General features: G+C 72.0%; 18 protein-coding genes and 2 pseudogenes. 11 read left to right on the top strand and 9 right to left on the bottom strand.

Features of this window, described 5'->3' with window-relative positions; all coding sequences use genetic code 11:
• The first annotated feature begins 304 nt into the window (after positions 1-304).
• The 5 genes from ACOBQB_RS30010 to ACOBQB_RS29990 all read left to right on the top strand — a co-directional run bounded on the left by ACOBQB_RS30010 (position 305) and on the right by ACOBQB_RS29990 (position 4,055).
• Entirely contained in the window at positions 305-742 is a 438-nt protein-coding gene (locus tag ACOBQB_RS30010) for a hypothetical protein (RefSeq protein WP_423596060.1), read from the top strand.
• Between the two features lie 351 nt (positions 743-1,093).
• Positions 1,094-1,297: a cold-shock protein gene (locus ACOBQB_RS30005; protein WP_042169227.1), complete on the top strand. Its 204-nt coding sequence runs from the start codon at positions 1,094-1,096 to the stop codon at positions 1,295-1,297.
• A gap of 320 nt (positions 1,298-1,617) precedes the next feature.
• Positions 1,618-3,114 (top strand): DEAD/DEAH box helicase, encoded by a 1,497-nt coding sequence (locus ACOBQB_RS30000; RefSeq protein ID WP_423596057.1) that lies wholly within the window; start codon positions 1,618-1,620, stop codon positions 3,112-3,114.
• Positions 3,115-3,235: 121 nt separating this feature from the next.
• Positions 3,236-3,679 (top strand): CBS domain-containing protein, encoded by a 444-nt coding sequence (locus ACOBQB_RS29995; RefSeq protein ID WP_423596055.1) that lies wholly within the window; start codon positions 3,236-3,238, stop codon positions 3,677-3,679.
• A 55-nt stretch (positions 3,680-3,734) separates the two neighbouring features.
• Positions 3,735-4,055, top strand: coding sequence for an SCO5918 family protein (locus ACOBQB_RS29990; RefSeq protein WP_423596053.1), 321 nt, complete (start codon positions 3,735-3,737; stop codon positions 4,053-4,055).
• Positions 4,056-4,092: 37 nt separating this feature from the next.
• Here ACOBQB_RS29990 and ACOBQB_RS29985 read toward each other — a convergent pair.
• Positions 4,093-4,344, bottom strand: a pseudogene (locus ACOBQB_RS29985) (NIPSNAP family protein); the annotation flags it as partial.
• A gap of 68 nt (positions 4,345-4,412) precedes the next feature.
• Here ACOBQB_RS29985 and ACOBQB_RS29980 point away from each other — a divergent pair.
• Positions 4,413-4,862: an NIPSNAP family protein gene (locus ACOBQB_RS29980; protein ID WP_423596051.1), complete on the top strand. Its 450-nt coding sequence runs from the start codon at positions 4,413-4,415 to the stop codon at positions 4,860-4,862.
• Between the two features lie 559 nt (positions 4,863-5,421).
• Here the strand turns inward: ACOBQB_RS29980 and ACOBQB_RS29975 are convergent.
• Together ACOBQB_RS29975 and ACOBQB_RS29970 are read right to left on the bottom strand one after the other, a co-directional pair.
• Positions 5,422-6,015 carry a cation transporter gene (locus ACOBQB_RS29975; protein ID WP_423596049.1) on the bottom strand — a complete coding sequence of 198 codons (594 nt, stop codon included), beginning with the start codon at positions 6,013-6,015 and terminating at the stop codon, positions 5,422-5,424.
• A gap of 98 nt (positions 6,016-6,113) precedes the next feature.
• Positions 6,114-6,488 (bottom strand): ArsR/SmtB family transcription factor, encoded by a 375-nt coding sequence (locus ACOBQB_RS29970; protein ID WP_423596047.1) that lies wholly within the window; start codon positions 6,486-6,488, stop codon positions 6,114-6,116.
• 245 nt (positions 6,489-6,733) lie between these two features.
• On the opposite strand from ACOBQB_RS29970, the gene ACOBQB_RS29965 reads away from it, so the two are divergent.
• The gene (locus ACOBQB_RS29965) at positions 6,734-7,009 is read left to right on the top strand and encodes a hypothetical protein (protein WP_423596045.1); all 276 of its coding nucleotides are present in this window, start codon (positions 6,734-6,736) and stop codon (positions 7,007-7,009) included.
• A 31-nt stretch (positions 7,010-7,040) separates the two neighbouring features.
• On the opposite strand, the gene ACOBQB_RS29960 is transcribed toward ACOBQB_RS29965, so the two are convergent.
• Together ACOBQB_RS29960 and ACOBQB_RS29955 are read right to left on the bottom strand one after the other, a co-directional pair.
• Positions 7,041-7,952, bottom strand: a complete 912-nt coding sequence (locus tag ACOBQB_RS29960; RefSeq protein ID WP_423596043.1) for a DUF2382 domain-containing protein — start codon at positions 7,950-7,952, stop codon at positions 7,041-7,043.
• 245 nt (positions 7,953-8,197) lie between these two features.
• Positions 8,198-9,412: an FAD-dependent monooxygenase gene (locus ACOBQB_RS29955; RefSeq protein WP_423596041.1), complete on the bottom strand. Its 1,215-nt coding sequence runs from the start codon at positions 9,410-9,412 to the stop codon at positions 8,198-8,200.
• 223 nt (positions 9,413-9,635) lie between these two features.
• Between ACOBQB_RS29955 and ACOBQB_RS29950 the strand changes: the two genes are divergently transcribed.
• Together ACOBQB_RS29950 and ACOBQB_RS29945 are read left to right on the top strand one after the other, a co-directional pair.
• A complete protein-coding gene (locus tag ACOBQB_RS29950) occupies positions 9,636-9,821 on the top strand; it encodes a hypothetical protein (protein ID WP_423596039.1) in 186 nt (61 codons plus the stop codon).
• Between the two features lie 77 nt (positions 9,822-9,898).
• Positions 9,899-10,579 (top strand): M23 family metallopeptidase, encoded by a 681-nt coding sequence (locus ACOBQB_RS29945; RefSeq protein ID WP_423596037.1) that lies wholly within the window; start codon positions 9,899-9,901, stop codon positions 10,577-10,579.
• Between the two features lie 6 nt (positions 10,580-10,585).
• On the opposite strand, the gene ACOBQB_RS29940 is transcribed toward ACOBQB_RS29945, so the two are convergent.
• The 4 genes from ACOBQB_RS29940 to ACOBQB_RS29925 form a co-directional block, all read right to left on the bottom strand.
• Complete coding sequence (locus ACOBQB_RS29940) at positions 10,586-11,251, bottom strand: vitamin K epoxide reductase family protein (RefSeq protein WP_423596035.1); 666 nt, start codon at positions 11,249-11,251, stop codon at positions 10,586-10,588.
• Between the two features lie 292 nt (positions 11,252-11,543).
• Positions 11,544-11,825 carry a hypothetical protein gene (locus tag ACOBQB_RS29935; RefSeq protein WP_423596033.1) on the bottom strand — a complete coding sequence of 94 codons (282 nt, stop codon included), beginning with the start codon at positions 11,823-11,825 and terminating at the stop codon, positions 11,544-11,546.
• 200 nt (positions 11,826-12,025) lie between these two features.
• The gene (locus tag ACOBQB_RS29930; RefSeq protein ID WP_423596031.1) at positions 12,026-12,658 is read right to left on the bottom strand and encodes a hypothetical protein; all 633 of its coding nucleotides are present in this window, start codon (positions 12,656-12,658) and stop codon (positions 12,026-12,028) included.
• A 177-nt stretch (positions 12,659-12,835) separates the two neighbouring features.
• Entirely contained in the window at positions 12,836-13,075 is a 240-nt protein-coding gene (locus ACOBQB_RS29925) for a chaplin (RefSeq protein WP_423596029.1), read from the bottom strand.
• 513 nt (positions 13,076-13,588) lie between these two features.
• Here ACOBQB_RS29925 and ACOBQB_RS29920 point away from each other — a divergent pair.
• Together ACOBQB_RS29920 and ACOBQB_RS29915 are read left to right on the top strand one after the other, a co-directional pair.
• A pseudogene (locus tag ACOBQB_RS29920) lies at positions 13,589-14,790 on the top strand (glycosyltransferase).
• On the top strand, positions 14,787-16,307 hold the full coding sequence (locus ACOBQB_RS29915) for a sugar transferase (protein ID WP_423596027.1): 1,521 nt from the start codon (positions 14,787-14,789) through the stop codon (positions 16,305-16,307). The pseudogene ACOBQB_RS29920 and the gene ACOBQB_RS29915 overlap by 4 nt, the downstream one beginning before the upstream one ends.
• Positions 16,308-16,310 lie beyond the last annotated feature (3 nt).

Genomic DNA, 16,310 nt, shown 5'->3' with positions numbered 1-16,310 from the left:
ACGCGCGAGGCTGCCTCCCGCATCCCTGAGCCAGCCGCCTCCCGCGTCCCTGAGCCAGCCGCCTCCTGCACCCCTGAGCCACCCTTCCGATCCACGTCCCATCAGACACCCGCCGACACCCGCCACCGGTGGTATCGACAAGTTGCCGGACAGCGGACAGACAGCGGACAGCAGACAGCCGACAGCGGGCCGTGCTCGTCGCCTCGTACGTTCGGCGGGGCCCTGTACTACATGACGATGCGTGCGCCACGGCAGCCGACCTAAGGTGGGATGGCCCGCCGTCACCGACCGAGGGAGTCCCGGCATGGATCCGATCACCGCAGCGGCCCTCGCCGCGCTGGCCGGCAGTATCGGCGGCGAAGCCGGCCGCCAGGCGTGGCAAGGACTCACGGCGCTGGTGCGGCGCCCGTTCGGGCGAGCTACGGCAGAGGGAACGGAAGACGGCGGGGCGCGCCCGGTCAGCTCCGGCGAACTGGAAGTGGCCGCGCTGGCGGGAGATCCCGCCGACCCGGTGCGCGCGCAGGCACTGGCCACCGCCCTCGGCGTACGAGCGGCCCTGGACGGAGAGTTCCGCGCATCGCTGGACGAGTGGTGGCAGCGGGTACAGGCCGGTTCCGCGGGCGGCGACGTGCACAACAGCATCAGCGGCGGCACTCAGAATGGCCCGGTGCTCCAAGGCCGGGACTTCTCGGCCCTCACCTTCAACATGACACGCACCCCGTCCGTCTCCGAAACGGACTGAATCGGCAGCTCGGCAGCTCGGTAGATCGGCAGCTCGGCAACTCGGAGCAGGCCCGCCAAAATGCGGGGGAGCTTCAATGTCTGTGCTCGCCGCGTGAGAGTTTAGGGAACCACGCGAGAAGGGTTTTTTCGCGCGCCGAGTGGGGCGGAATTATTGGACCGGCACCGGCCACCATGACGTGCTACTGTCGTCTTAGTTGCAGTTGTGGTTCCCGAAACTTCAAGTGCTCCTGGTCGCATACTGCGGCCGGAGCGCTTTTGTATTACCGGTCATTTCCGGCGGGGTAATCATCGCGGCGACACGGTTTCCGCACAGTGTGGATACCGATGTACTGCCCCAAAGGAGATAGACATGGCTACTGGTACCGTGAAGTGGTTCAACGCGGAAAAGGGTTTCGGCTTCATCGAGCAGGACGGTGGCGGCGCTGACGTGTTCGCCCACTACTCGAACATCGCCGCCCAGGGCTTCCGCGAGCTGCTCGAAGGCCAGAAGGTGAACTTCGACATCGCGCAGGGCCAGAAGGGCCCGACGGCCGAGAACATCGTTCCCGCCTGACGCGTACGCACACTTGCAGCTGGGGCCCGCATCCTTCGGGGTGCGGGCCCCAGCTGCATGCTTTTCCCGCAGTGATCTCGCCTGCGGGGTGACGTGACCCGGACGTTCTCCGTGGTCACACCTGCCGACGCTCGGGGTTCTACACCCTTGCCGCGTCCCATCGTCTCAGCGCCGTCTGCGCCCGCCTGTTCCGCTTGGATTATTCGCCGGGCAGCCAGATTCGCTTCTCGCTTTTACTATCGGTCCATTCTTGTAATTCTCTGCGCGGCTCATCGCTGCGGGAATTCCTTGATATGCGCCGCATCGAGGAAGGTTCCCGCATGAACCGCACACGTACGAATGACCGTTTCTCCCGCACCCGCAACGGCGGTCCCGACGCCGGAAAGGGCGGCAACCGGTTCGGCTCGTCGGCCCCGCGCCGCTCGGGAAGTTCCGGCGGCTCCGGCGGTTACGGCCGTCGGCCCGCCGCGCGACAGGGTGAGTTCGCTCTCCCCAAGACCGTCACCCCGGCTCTTCCCGCCGTGGAGGCCTTCGCCGACCTCGGCATGCCGGCACCGCTGCTCGCCGAGCTCGGCAGGCAGGGCGTCGCCGTCCCCTTCCCGATCCAGGGAGCGACGCTGCCGAACTCCCTCGCGGGCCGTGACGTCCTCGGCCGCGGGCGTACCGGCTCCGGCAAGACGCTCGCCTTCGGCCTCGCCCTGCTCGCCCGGACGGCCGGGCAGCGCGCCGAGCCCCGCCAGCCGCTGGGGCTCATCCTCGTACCCACCCGGGAGCTCGCGCAGCAGGTGACCGACGCGCTCACCCCGTACGCCCGTTCCGTACGCCTTCGCCTGACCACGGTCGTGGGCGGGATGTCGATCGGCAGGCAGGCCAACGCGCTGCGCGGCGGGGCCGAGGTCGTCGTCGCGACCCCCGGCCGCCTCAAGGACCTCATCGACCGCGGTGACTGCCGCCTCGACCAGGTGGGCATCACCGTGCTGGACGAGGCCGACCAGATGGCGGACATGGGGTTCATGCCGCAGGTCACCGCGCTCCTGGACCAGGTACGCCCCGAGGGGCAGCGGATGCTCTTCTCCGCCACCCTGGACCGCAACGTCGACCTGCTGGTGCGCCGTTACCTGACGGACCCCGTCGTCCACTCCGTCGACCCCTCGGCCGGTGCGGTCACGACGATGGAGCACCACGTCCTCCACGTCCAGGGCGCAGACAAGCACACGGCCACCACGGAGATCGCCGCCCGTGACGGCCGCGTGATCATGTTCCTGGACACCAAGCACGCCGTCGACCGGTTGACGCAGGACCTGCTCAACAGCGGAGTACGGGCCGCCGCGCTGCACGGCGGCAAGTCACAGCCGCAGCGCAACCGCACCCTGACGCAGTTCAAGTCCGGGCACGTCACCGTGCTCGTCGCCACGAACGTCGCCGCCCGCGGCATTCACGTGGACAACCTCGACCTCGTCGTCAACGTCGATCCGCCGACCGACCACAAGGACTACCTCCACCGCGGCGGTCGTACCGCACGCGCCGGTGAGTCCGGGAGCGTCGTCACGCTGGTCACCCCCAACCAGCGCCGCGGCATGGTCCGCCTGATGTCGGACGCCGGGATCAGCCCGCAGGTCACGCAGGTCCGTTCCGGCGAGGAGGCGCTCAGCCGGATCACCGGCTCCCAGGCGCCCTCCGGCATCCCGGTCGTCATCACCGCGCCGGTGGCCGAACGCCCCAAGCGCGGCGGCACCTCACGCGGCCGTCGCCGTCCCGCCTCCGCGGCGCGGCGTGCGTCTGTACCGCGCCAGGCCGCTGTGGACACGGCGGCCTGAAGCCCGGCCCGAGGCTCCGGCTCCGGCCCGAGGCCCCGGTTCAGGTTTCGGCTCCGGTTCCGGCTCCGGCCCTAGCCATTCAGAAGCTGCCCCATCGTTGCAGGCCCGCAGGAGGCTCCCTTTGACGCACGCTCAGACCCAGGTCCGCTCGACGGGCGTCGGCCCCGCGCCCATGGCGGTGGACGGCTCCACGGAGGAGACCGAGCCGCGCGTATGGGCCGACATGACCGTTGAGGTCGCCCTGTCCGTCATGGCCGGCGCTCGCGTCAGTCACCTGCTCGTCTGCGACGAGGACGGCAGGCGCATCGGTCGGGTCTCCCGGCCCGGACTCACCGCCGTCCGCGACGGCTCCGGATACACGGACCGGGTCCGCCTGCGCGACATCAGTGGCGTCAATGGCGTCAATGGCGTCAATGGCGTCAATGGCGTCAGTGGCGTCAGTGGCGTCAGTTCCATCGGTGACAGCAGCGCTGTCACCGACATCAGCGGCGGCACATCGCCCTGTGCCACGGGTGGCGAGCACGGCGGTTCCCCGGCCGCCCTCGCCCTCGCCGGCTCCCGCTGAATCAACTCACCGCAGTCGCTCATCCTGGTCGTTCCTCTTCTCCCCGCGAGGTCTCATGCGCTGTGTCATCGCTCGCTTCCCGTTCGACCTCACCAAGAGCGGCGTGCTCGAAACGATGAAGGGCGTCAAACCCGAACCCGTCACCGGGCAGTCCGTGATCATCGGACGGCGCCACTACCCCGTCAAGCAGGTCGGCCGGGTCATCACCCGCCAGGACCCCCGTGACTTCAGTGCGGGCGAGGTCCTCAGGTCCATGGCCCAGCTCGGCTTCACCTGCCGTACGGGGCCGGCTCCCGCCCCCGTGGCCGCGCGCCCGGCCGTCCTCAGCCCGGTCCAGCGGGCCTCCGCCATGCTGGGCGCTCCCCTGGCCGCCTGATCGTGGGGGCAGGCGCGAGCCGCCAACAGCGGAACAACACGGGGCCGCCGTAGAAGGCCGTGAGCGCGCGGTGACGTGTCGCCATGTCCGGGAACCCGCGCAGCCAGACGAAGCGGTCCGGATCGTCGAGGTCCCGGAACTGGCCGAGTACGTCCATCCCCACCTCCTCCTGCGGCTCGATGAACTCCCGGTCGAACAACTCGATGAGTTCGTCGCGGCGGCCGGGACGCAGCGTGTACTGGCGAAGCTCGATCACGGCGGGCGGGGCGAGAGGACCGGTGGGTCGCATGGCAGGACTCCTGTTCGACGCGGAGACCGACGGTAGGGGCCGAGCACGGCCCCCGGGCGAACGACACCATGCTCGACTCCGACGACGTACTCCTCCTGCGCCCCGAGCCGACCGCGTGCCGCTTCGCCGCCTCCCCTCCCGGGCGGCCCCCGGTCGGCGCTCCGGCACCGGACCGCTTCGTGGCCGCCACCATGTGGTCCTTCCCGCCGGGGTACGAGGGCGTCGCGCCGATCCGGGACGGCCTCCTGCCCGTGCTCCGGGAGACGGGGCCGGCGCCCTTCGCCCTCCTCGTGACCGAGCACGCGCACAACACGTTCCCCCGGCTGCCGGTCCGCACCGGCGAGAACGTCGTCGCGATCTTCACCTCGTACGCCGATGAAGACGCGCACCGAGGACACCTCGCCGAAGTCCACGCCCATCCCCTGGTCCGCGACGAGATCCTGCCGGGCATCGAGCGAGTGCAGGCGGCCGCCCCTCAGCGTCTCCGGCTGGCGCCGACCGGCCGCTCGCGCTCTTAGGCCGACCGGTCGCGCCACGGGGGCGGGGCGGGGGAGAGTGCGGTTACAGCAGCGGGCGGTCCAGGCGAGCCTGCGTTCCGGGCGTCCCTGCGGCAGAAGTTTCCCCGCAACCCACACAGGAAATCTCATCCAGCGGAGGTAGACATTCCTCGCTACCGGGGTTAGTGTTCTCTCGATCTCAACGAGTCACAGAAGGCGCGGCAGAGACGAACTGCCGCGCGGAGAAGACGGAACGGCAGCGGAGTGGCGGGGCCGGAAATGGTGGGCCCCGCCACTGGTTGCCGGGCCGGGCCTGCCCAGGGGCCGCATGCGGTACCCGCGGAATCAGCAGTACACGCAGCACCTGTAGTACACGCAGTACGCAGCACCCGAAGTACAAGCAGTACGCAGTACACGCAGTAACCGGTCACGCAACCGCGATCCCGCGGCTTCACGCTCGCTCCCAGGTGGGCTCGCGGAACATGAAGACCGGCGCCTTCAGCCGGTAGACGGCGCTGAAGGCCAGGGCCCGGATGCCAGTACGGCATCCGGGCCTCTCGACGTGCTCGCGAAAGCGGCCTCAGCAACCGCAACAGCCGTCCCCCCGCCACGCGTCCCGCCCCTCCTTGACCGCGAGCGCCGCGATGACCAGGGCCACCGCCGGGTCCGCCCAGGTGAGCCCGAACAGGCTGTTGGCCAGGAGGCCCACCAGAAGTACCCCCGAGAGATACGTGCACAGCAGGGTCTGCTTGGAGTCGGCGACGGCGGAGGCGGAGCCCAGTGCGCGCCCGGCCCCGCGCTGGGCAGCGGACAGAAACGGCATGACCACCAGTGAGAGCGCGGCGAGCACGATCCCGGTCGGCGAGTGCTCGGCCTCGCCGGAGCCGGCCAGCGCACGGACGGCGTCGACGGTGACGTACGCGGCGAGCGCGAAGAACGAGCACGCGATGATCCGCAACGCCCTCCTCTCCCGCGCCTCGCGCACGGCGTGCTCGGTGGCGGAGAACTGCCAGGCCACCGCGGCGGCGGAGGACACCTCGATCACGGAGTCGAGGCCGAAGCCGACGAGCGCGGTGGAGGAGGCGAGGGTACCGGCGGTGATCGCGACGACCGCCTCGACGAGGTTGTACGCGATCGTGGCGGCCACCAGCAGCCGTATGCGACGCGCGAGCACGTCCCGCCGAGCGGGGTCAGGGCCGGAGCCAGGGCCGGGGGCGGAAGTGGCGCCGGGGACAAGGGACTTATCATCACGCGACGTCGGCGTGGACGTCATCAGCAGCAGCCCTTCTCTTCCGCGTCCGGGCAGGTGCGGTCCGTCTCCACGGCCACCACCGCGGCCCGCAGGTCGTCCAGGGCGTGCCCGAGCCGCTGATCGGCGAGTTCGTAGCGCGTACGCCGCCCGACCGGCACCGCCACGACGAGCCCGCAGTCACGCAGGCAGGCCAGGTGGTTGGAGAGCCGGGTCCGCGAGACGCCGAGCCGGTCGGCGAGGTCCGCGGGATGCGCGGGCGCCGCACGGAGTTCCAGGAGGACCCGGCAGCGGATGGGGTCGGCGAGAGCACGGCCGAAGCGGGCGAGCACCTCGACGTCGGGGACGTCGGGGACGGCAGCAACGGCATCGGCAGGGGCGGCATCAGCAGTCAGCATGAAGCTGACAGTACAGACGTCTCTGAATTCAGGGAAGGCTGAACCAAAAACGGGCGGATCCGTCGAGGCTCTGGATCATGAACACCAGCCCAAACAGTCCCCCTCCCCCTCATGACGAACGCCGAAGCCCCCACAAGCCCCGATTCCCCCATACGAGAGACAGGGCCGACAGCAAGTGAGTGAAAAGCGCCCCCGGCGGCTGACCGGGTCGTTCCGTGAGGCATTTGTACGTCGTTGAGTCCGGCATGGCAGTTTCTGACGACGATCTCCCCGGCACGACGCGCTGGCCGGTCGACCCCGACGGGGGCCTCGACTACTGCCAGTGGTGCGCGCAGTTGCAGCAGGCGGACGGCCTCGCCGAACTGTCCGCACGCGTGGAAGCGGCGAGGAGAAACGATTCCGTCCCCCTGCGGCGCGCGTGGGGTGGCCTGTGGCGCGGGCGCGGCGCCCCCCGGGGACGCCCCCGGCTACGCCTCGTCCCCGGACGCAGAGGGAAGCACCCCTGGGGCACTTCCCTCTGACTCCGACCTGACCTGGCCCGACCCGCGGTCTTCAGTGGCCCGGGCCCTGCTTCCGGTCGCGCCACGACTCGCCCTTCATGCCACCCCTCATGCCGCCGCGCTCGCCCCTGATGCCCTTGGCGTCGTCGTCGAACTCGATCTGCTCCTTGCGGACGGTGTCGGAGACCTCGCGGGTCTCGGTGACCTTCTCCGTCTCCAGGTGCACGCGTTCGACGGGCACGGTCTCCTTGCTCACCACGGCCTTCTCGGCGTGGAGGGTCACCTCGGTCTCGCCCTCGCCGATGGTGCCGCGTACCCGGTCGCCCTCGGCGATCGGCTCCCGTACGACCCGGACCTCCTCGTGGGAGAGAGGGACGGACGTCGTGACGTCCTCGGTCACGACCGTCTTCCGCAGCCGGGCGTGCCCGACCTCTTCCTCCTCCGTGCCGATCCGCAGCCGCTCCTCGGAGCGCACGAGTTCTTCCCGCGCCTTCTCGTCCTTGCCCATCCCGGCGCGGGTGGCGAACTCCCGCTTGCCCGCACCGGCACCCACGCCGGTGCCGGCGGATCCGGTGAGCGGGTGCTCCTGGGTGCCCGCGGTGCCGGTGCCGGTCGGCGGCGCCATGCCGGGGGCGGTGCCGGGCCGGGCCAGCCCGTAGTGGGCGTAGAGCTCGTGCTCCTGGCCAGGGTCGAGGTGCTGGTCGGCATCCACCCGCGGGGCCTCCTTCACGGCCTCCTTGGTGGCCGTGACGTGCAGGTCGTCTCCCCTCAGCCGCGCCCCCGCCAGCGGCACGAAGCTTTCCTTCATGCCGAACAGGCCGGTCTTGACGGTCACCCACTCGGGGCGGCCGGTGCGGTCGTCGAGGTAGACGCGTTCGATGCTGCCGATCTTTTCGCCGGTCCGGTCGTAGGCTGTCAGGCCCTTGAGCGCGTCGGGGTTGGTGAAGGCCTCGCCCTGCGTCATGGGTGATCACTCCCTTGGAGCATGCGACGGGCAGAAACCAATCCGCCACGGGACGACGCACGCCTCATGTCCATCGCGCGCCGCCGAGGCCCGCCCCGCAAGGCGAAGAATCACGCAGCGTACGGGGGACGCTCGTCAGGAGTACGTCATGCCGGGGCCGACGGCGGTCCGGCCGCCCCCATCCGCCACGGCACCGATAGGGCCATTCGGGTGAACGCGTGGCCGCTGCACCGACCCGGCCCGGCTCAGGCCGGAGGCCGCCTGCCTTGGAGGGCGCGCGCCAGGCGCGGCCCGAGGCTCTGCTTGAGCCGGCGCAGGGAGGGCAGACGGCCGACGGTCTGGTCCAGGTGGTAGTAGAGCTGCGGCGGCACATAGGGCAGCAGCGGGGAGTGGCGCTGGCCGAGCAGCGCGAACATCCGGCGGGGCTCCAGGCCGATGTACCGGGGCAGGTTCTCGTACCACTGGGCGCTGTGCCGGGCCGCGCTCTGCACCGAGAGCAGGGCCTGCTTGCGTTCCCGCTCGTAGCGCGCGAGGGCGGCGGGGAGCCCGGCCGCGTCCGTATTGGCCAACTGCCGGGCCAGGCATACGGCGTCCCGCAGGGCGAGGCTCGTGCCGGCGCCGATCGAGTAGTGCGTGGTGTGCGCGGCGTCGCCGATCAGGGTGAGGTTGCCGTGGGACCAGGTCTCGTTGGTGACGGTCGGGAAGGCCTGCCAGCGGGCGTGGCTGTCGATGCCGGTGCGGCCGAGGAGCGGATGGCCGTCGAGCATCGTGGCGAAGAGCTTCTCCAGCAGGCGCAGGGCGTCGCCGTGGCCGAGCCGGTCGAGGCCGAGGCCGGTCCAGGTGGCCTCGGAGCACTCCACCACGCAGGTGCTGTGCTCGCCGCTGTAGCCATAGGCGTAGCACCAGATCCAGCCGTGCGCGCTCTCCACGAAGGAGAAGGTGAACGCGGTGAAGACGCGGGTCGTGCCGAGCCAGACGAAGCGGTTGGCGCCGGTCGTCACGCGCGTCCCGAAGTGGGCGGCGCTCTGCGTGCGGAGCCTGCTGTGCGCGCCGTCGCCCGCCACGACGAGGTCCGCGTCCGGCAGGTCCGCACGGCCGCCGATCTCGACGCCGTACTCCAGGCGGACACCCAGCTCCCGGGCGCGGTCCGCGAGGATGGTCCGCAGGCGGTGGCGTCCGATGGCGTGGCCGACGTCGCCGTCGTGGGCGGTGGTCCTGTCGCCCACGTACGCGAAGCCGCCGCGCCAGCTCACCGACTGCTCGGCGATGGCGCGCGCGGACTCGGGGTCGTGGCCGCGGAGTTCCTCCAGGAGGTCGGGCCAGTACGTGACGCCCCAGCCGTGGCTGGCGCCGGCCGCGTGCCGCTCGTGGACGGTGACCTGGTGGGCCGGATCTCGGAGCTTGGCGAGGATGGCCAGGTACAGGGAGGCGGGGCCGCCACCGACGCAATCGATCTTCACGCCGACCAACGTAGGCGCCGCCCGCCGCGTTACAGCCGAACAGCGGCGCTGTGTCGCCCCGGCCGCCGCGCCTCTCCCCCACTCAGGCGAGCGGCGACCACCGTCGGCCACCACTGCCCCCTACTCCGACAGTCGTCACCCTCCGCGACGGAATAGCGATCATGGGTGACATCTGGGCAGGATCGTCAGGTCTCGGGATACGACGATCACGAGGAGAACGGACGTGTCGGTTCACCTCAGACTGTTTCTGTCGCTGGCCCTGGCGCTCGTCCCACTGCTGGCGTTCAGCCCCGCCGCCGCCGCGCCCACGGGCCCGGCCGGCCCTCCCGACTCCCTCGTCCACCAGGTCGAGTGCGACTGGAAGTACGGCAGATCCTGCGTCGTGGGCGGCGGCATGTCGTTCATGTGACAGCCGGGGCGAGGCGTGCGGAATGCGTTGTCGATTCCACCGCCTGGCGTAGTCGGGGCGGCCACGGGATGCGTGTCGTGCCCACCCCTAGTGAGGTGGCGGGCATGGACCACGACATAGCAAAGGCGCCCGAGGCGCCTCCCACGCGGCGTGACGCCCTGCGGGTCGCCGCCGGACTCCTGGCCGTCGGAGCGGTCCCGCTGACCGCGTCCCGGGCCGCCGCGCACGCAGATGACGCCGACGTCTGCGCGGGCGGGTACGACGCCGAGTTCGAGGCCGCCCTCGCCGAGGCGGAGGCCCTGTTCGAGGCCGACGGGAACCGGGCCGTCGCCCCCGAACGGCCGCCCGGCCGGTACACCCTCCCGCTGCGCCGCGGCTTCCGGGTCTCCGCGCGCTACGGCGTCCGCGGCGACTGGCTCGCCGGGCACCACACGGGCATCGACCTGGCGGTGCCGACCGGGACGCCCGTGTACGCCGTGGGCTCCGGCGTCGTCGTACTGGCGCGCCGGTCGGGGGCGTACGGCAAGGCGGTGACGGTGCGGATGCGGGACGGCCACTACGCCGTCTACGCCCACTTGTCCCGCATCAAGGTCCGACAGGGCGCCGCCCTCCGTGCCGGGGCGCGCGTCGGGAGCAGCGGGGCCACGGGGCGGGCCACCGGGCCCCATCTCCACTTGGAGATACGGTCCCGCCGCCGCTACGGCTCGGACATCGACCCGGTCCGCTATCTGGCCAGAAGAGGGGCGCGGCTTCTTTGACAGCCCTCAGCTGGTCCAGAAGTCCCACCAGCGCGTCAGGACGAGCATGGCGATGGCGCCCAGATGCAGGGTGGGAAGAGCCCACGTGAACTCGTTCAGGAAAGCGCGCGGGCCGCGCGGGGCGGGGAGGAAACCGCGTCGCACATTGTGTGACGTCACGTACCAGAACAGGAGAGTGGTGGCGACCCAGGCGAGGCAGCACCACAGGCAGAGCGAATTGATGCGGTACAGGGACTGGAATTGCAGCCACGTGCAGAACGCGACGCCGAAGAGTGTGCCCGCGTTGAACGTCAGCCAGTACCAGCGCGGAAAGCGGGCGCCCGCCAGCACGCTCACCCCTGCGCCGATGACGACGGCGTAGGCGGCCAGGCCCAGCAGGGGGTTGGGGAAACCGAAGGCCGACGCCTGGGCGCTCTTCATGATGTTGCCGCACGCCACCACCGGGTTGATGCTGCACCCCGGCGTGTAGTGCGGGTCCTGGAGGAGCTTGAACTTGTCGAGCGTGATGACCCAGGACGCCAGTAGTCCCGCCGCGCCGGTGCCGACCAGGAGCAGGCCGAACCACCGGCCCCCCTCGGGCCGGTGGGTGCCTTCCGGTGGCGTCGCGCCGTCCGCGCGGGGCGCCCCGGCCGCCTGGCGCGGTACGCGGCGCGGCAGGTCCGTGGTGCTCATCAGCGCGGATCCGTTCCGGGGGCGGTCGCTGGGGAGGGTCGCTGTTCACCGGCTGCTGAGGTCATGGAGGGAACCGTATAGACGCCCGAGGGCCGGTCCCGCTCCGTTGTCACCCATGTGGTCGATCACGGAACCGTCATCACACGATGGGGTCACCCGCAGCGGTCCGCGGACGCCCACCGGTCGAACTGGCCTTCCCCAGAGAGTGGCGGCGTACGGATGTGGACACGCGCGAGGGCCGGCCCGTGGAAGAGGTGGCCGGCCCTCGCGGGGAGCGGGAGTGACCCGCGCGTCACCGGGCGGCGGGCAGCCCGCCGATGAGCTTCGTGGGGCCGCCGGTGGTGTTCACGCTGCTCGCGGTGTCCGAGACGGTGTTGACGACGGACGCGCCCTTCTGGGTGTCGATCAGGTTCGCGTCCCCCGGCTTGGGGTCCAGCAGGGGCTGGGTGGCGAGGGACTCGACCTCGGTGGTCAGGCGGGTGGGCGTCAGGTCGCCGGCGAAGGCGGGCGCGGCGGAACCGGCGACGGCGATCGAACCGGCAAGGACAGCAGCAGCCTTCAGGGCCTTCATCATGTTCCTTTCTTCGGCAACGCGTGTCGCCTATGGGGCTCCGTTCAGGCATCGATTGCCTGGCGTCTCACTTCACCGGGCCCAACGAGCACGGGCGGGTACGGAAACCCCCGGGTCCACAAACTTCCCCGGAGCCCACTCGAATGAAGAACGGTCCCATTCTCATATCAACTGGCCGCCGACCGACCCTTGTTGCCGCTTCGTCAGGGCGCGGGGACCTCCGGCACGGCCGGGGTCTGCGGCAGGGTCCCGGTGGGCATGCCCTGGGGCGCGGGCGCCTTCGGCAGCGGCGGCAGGCCCGGCAGGCTGGGGGCGGGCATGCCGCCGCCGAGCAGGGTGGCGGCGGTCACGTTGACCATGCCGGTGACGACGGCGGGGGCCTCGGCCCGCACGGCCGCGGCGTCGCCCGACCCGGCCGCCTTGAGCAGCTTGGCGTCCGCCTTCTGGAGCGCGGTCAGGGCGCTCGCCCTGGGGTCGGCCGGTGCCTTGGGCGCGGTGACCTCGGCCGCGTGGGCGCCGGTGGCCTCGATGGCCCGCTTCATGGCCTCGCTGTGCTTCTTGACGTCGGCCGGGGAGAGCTTGTGGCCGGGTGCCGTGAGCACCGCGGTGAGCAGCTCCGAGGCAGGGGTGATGACTCCGGCCGCGTCGTGGAGCTGTTTGGCCTGGGCCAGCATCGTCTCCGGGGTGGGGGCGGGCGCGCGGTGCGCGTTCCGGGTCTCGTCGCGGTCGCGGGGTGTGTCGTCGTCGGCGAGGGCGAAGGCGGTGCCGGCCGTGCCGAGCATCAGCGTCGCGCACAGAGCGGAGGTCGCGATACGCCGTACGGGCAGAGCGCGCATAGGTGAGTCCCTTTCGGTGATGCGTCGGATCTTGTGATCACCGTGGAAGCGGTGAACGCCGACCGCAACCCAACGGCCCCTGTTCGGGGCACGGACACCGACACGCGTGTCGCCCCTCCGACACGCCGAACGGCCGCCCCCGCCGAGGCGGGGACGGCCGTTCGGACGGACGACCTGTCAGGTGTTGGCGCAGGTGTTGCCGAACGCCGGGTTCAGCAGAGCGATGACGTTCACGGTGTTGCCGCAGACGTTCACGGGCACGTGGACCGGCACCTGGGCGACGTTGCCCGAGACCACGCCCGGGGAGTGGGCGGCGGCGCCGTGCGCGCCGGCGTCGGCGGTGGCGACGCCCGCGCCCGCGGCCACCGCGGCGGCGGCGACAGCGGACAGGGCAAAGGCCTTGGTGGTACGCGACATGGAGTACTGCTCCTTGTGAGGGTGTGCCGTACGGGCCGTGTGCCCGTACGTGGGATCAACTGCCGATCAGCACGGTGAGTTGTGCGCCCGGTCGAGTGATGTGCGACCGCGCTGATTGCCGTGACGGCAGCGCCGGTTGACGCGCCGGCCGGGGACCGCGCCGGCTCACCGGAGGCCGTGTGTCGCGCCCACGGCCCCCCGCTCGCCCCGCCCTTCACGAATCCGACACACGTACACGGGTTGACGGGGCGGCCCCGCGCAGCCGTTACAGTTGCCATCCTCTATACGGATATTTCAGTCATACGCAGTGAAAGCGCGTATTCAATACGAACCTCTCATCTCCGCTGTGGTCAGAGCTCTTCACACTTCGGAAGGCCAAACGCCGTCATGCGCCACTCCCCGGGCCCGCGTCGCGTGTTCGTCCCGCTCCCCGTCCGCCGCCGCGTGGCCCTCGACGCCGTCGACGCCAAGCGCTAGCGCGCACTGCTCCGCACCGACTCCAGGGAGTTGCGCATGCCTCTGCCGTCAGCACCCCTCTCGCCACGGATCCTGCACATCAGCCAGCCCGTGGACGGCGGTGTGGCACGAGTCGTCGCCGAACTGGCCCGCGCCCAGGCGGCGGCGGGCCTGGACGTCCACGTGGCCTGCCCGGACGAGGGCCTCCTGCCGCGGGCGCTGAGCGGCGCCGGAAGCGGGGTGCGCGGCCACCCCTGGCCGGCGTCGCGCTCCCCCGGTTCCCGTCTGCGCGCCGAGGTCCGGGAGCTGCGCCGCGTCATCGACGCCGTACGGCCGACGCTCGTCCACGCCCACAGTGCCAAGGCCGGACTCGCCGCCCGGCTCGCCCTGCGCGGCCGTGTCCCGACCGTCTTCCAGCCGCACGCCTGGTCCTTCGAGGCGGTCGGCGGGGCCACCGCGCTGCTGGCCCGGCGCTGGGAGCGCCACGCGGCCCGCTGGGCGACACGCATCGTCTGCGTCAGCGAGGCCGAACGGGCCACCGGCCGCCGGGCGGGCGTCGACGGCGCCTTCTCGGTGGTCCCCAACGGCGTGGACGTCGACCACTTCGGGCCCGGCGCGCCGCACGAGGCCCGCGAGCGGCTGCTGCCCGCCCCCATCGCGGGCGCCCCCCTCGTGGTGTGCGTCGGCAGGCTGTGCCGGCAGAAGGGGCAGGACGTCCTGCTGCGCGCCTGGCCGGCGGTGACCGAACGGGTGCCCGGTGCCCGCCTGGTCCTCGTGGGGACGGGCCGGACGCCGCCCGGCTGCGCGCGGCGGCGGACCCGTCCGTGGTGTTCGCCGGGGCGGCGCGGGACGCCGCCGACTGGTACCGGGCGGCCGACGTGGTGGTGCTGCCCTCCCGGTGGGAGGGCATGGCCCTGGCCCCGCTGGAGGCCATGGCCTGCGCACGGCCGGTCGTCGTCACCGACGTGGACGGGGCCCGGGAGAGCCTGCCGCGGGACGGCCGCGCGCACGCGCTCGTACCGCCACAGGACCCGGCCGCGCTGGCCCGGGCCCTCGTCGCCCTGCTGCGGGACGCGGCCCTGCGCGACGCGCTCGGCAGGCGAGGCCGCCGGCATGTCCTGGACCACCACGACGCTCGGCGCACCGCGGACGCGATCGGCGCGGTGTACCGCGAGCTTCTGGACGCGGCGCCCACCAAGGCCGCCGAAGCCGACAGAGCCGCCAAGGCCACCAAGTGCAGGGAGTGCACCACCACGTGAGTGCGGAACGAACCGTCGCCTCCTCGTCAGGTCAGTCCCGGCAGGACACCCAGGCCCCGCCCGGCCCCTTCGTCGTCGCCCCGCGCGGAGCGGTGGGCGCGCGCGCCGACGCCCGCCCGCGGCCCCCGTCCCGCCGTCGGCGCTCGGTGGCCGCCCTGGTCGGTGCCGACTGCGCCGCCGCGCTGCTCGCCCCGCTGCTCCTCGACGATCCGCGGGCGTACGCGTCGCTGGCGCCGCTGCTGCTCGCCGTCGTCCTGGTCCTGAACGCGCAGGGGCGGCTGTACGCGTACACCGCGCTGCCCGCCACCCTCGACGAGGTGCCCTCGCTCGCCGGGCGGATCGCGCTCGGCTGGGCCCTCACCGCCGTTCTCGCCCCGGCCCTGCCCGCCCCGGTGCCACCGCTCCCGCTGTCCACGCTGGCCACGCTCGGCGCGGCCCAGTGCCTGCTCGCCGTCGCGGGGCGGGCCCTGGTGCACCGGCAGCGGCGGGCGAGCGCCGCGCGAAGACCCCGGCCGGTGCTGGTGCTCGGGCCATGCGGTGAGGCGCGGGCCGTGGCGGCCGCGCTGCTGCGGCGTCCCCGCTGCGGGATGCGGCCGGTGGGCGTGGTCAGCGAGGCCGAGCGGCGGCCCGACCCGGAGGCCGCGGAGACGGAGGCGGCGGGTGACGCCGCCGAGCCGTCCGCCGGGCCCGCCCCCGAACTGCCCGTGCTCGGCACCGAGGACGAACTCCACCGGGCCGTCATCCAGAACGACGTACGCACCGTGCTGCTGCTCAGCGGCCGCGGCCCCGCGCTCGCGGGCATGGTGCCGGTGCTCGGCGGTCTCGGCTGCGACCTGTGGGAGATCGACCCGCACCCCGCCGAGGCCCCGCCACGCCAGGACGCCCGGCAGCGCGTCGCCGGGTTCGCCTGCCGCCCGCTGGCGTTCGCCGGGCACCGCGGGACGAGCTTCGGCAAGCGGCTGCTGGACGTCACGGTGGCGGTGGTGCTGCTGCTCGCGGCCGCCCCGGTGCTGCTGGCCTGCGCCCTGGTGCTGCGGGCCGTGGAGGGGCCCGGCGTCATCTTCCGGCAGGAACGCGTCGGCAAGGACGGGCGGTTGTTCACGCTGCTGAAGTTCCGCACCCACCGGCCCGCCGACTCCCAGGAGGCGGCCACCCGGTGGAGCGTCGCCGACGAGCACCGCATGAACGCCTTCTGCCGCTTCCTGCGCAGCACCTCGCTGGACGAGCTGCCGCAGCTGTGGAACGTGCTGCGCGGCGACATGAGCCTGGTCGGGCCACGCCCCGAACGCCCCTTCTTCGTGGCGCAGTTCAGCCAGACCTATCCGGACTACGCGCGGCGGCACCGGATGCCGACCGGCATCACCGGGCTGGCCCAGATCCACGGGCTGCGCGGGGACACCTCCATCGAGGACCGGTGCCGCTTCGACAACGCCTACATCGACAGCTGGTCCTTCTGGCAGGACATGTGCATCCTGCTGCGCACCCTCGGCTGTCTCGTCCGCCGCACGGGGAGCTGAGCG

Origin of the sequence: Streptomyces sp. G5(2025) (genome assembly GCF_049542075.1) — a bacterium.
GTDB lineage: Bacteria > Actinomycetota > Actinomycetes > Streptomycetales > Streptomycetaceae > Streptomyces.
The sequence above is the reverse complement of the archived record's forward strand: the minus strand, read 5'-3'. Positions and strand labels throughout refer to the sequence as shown.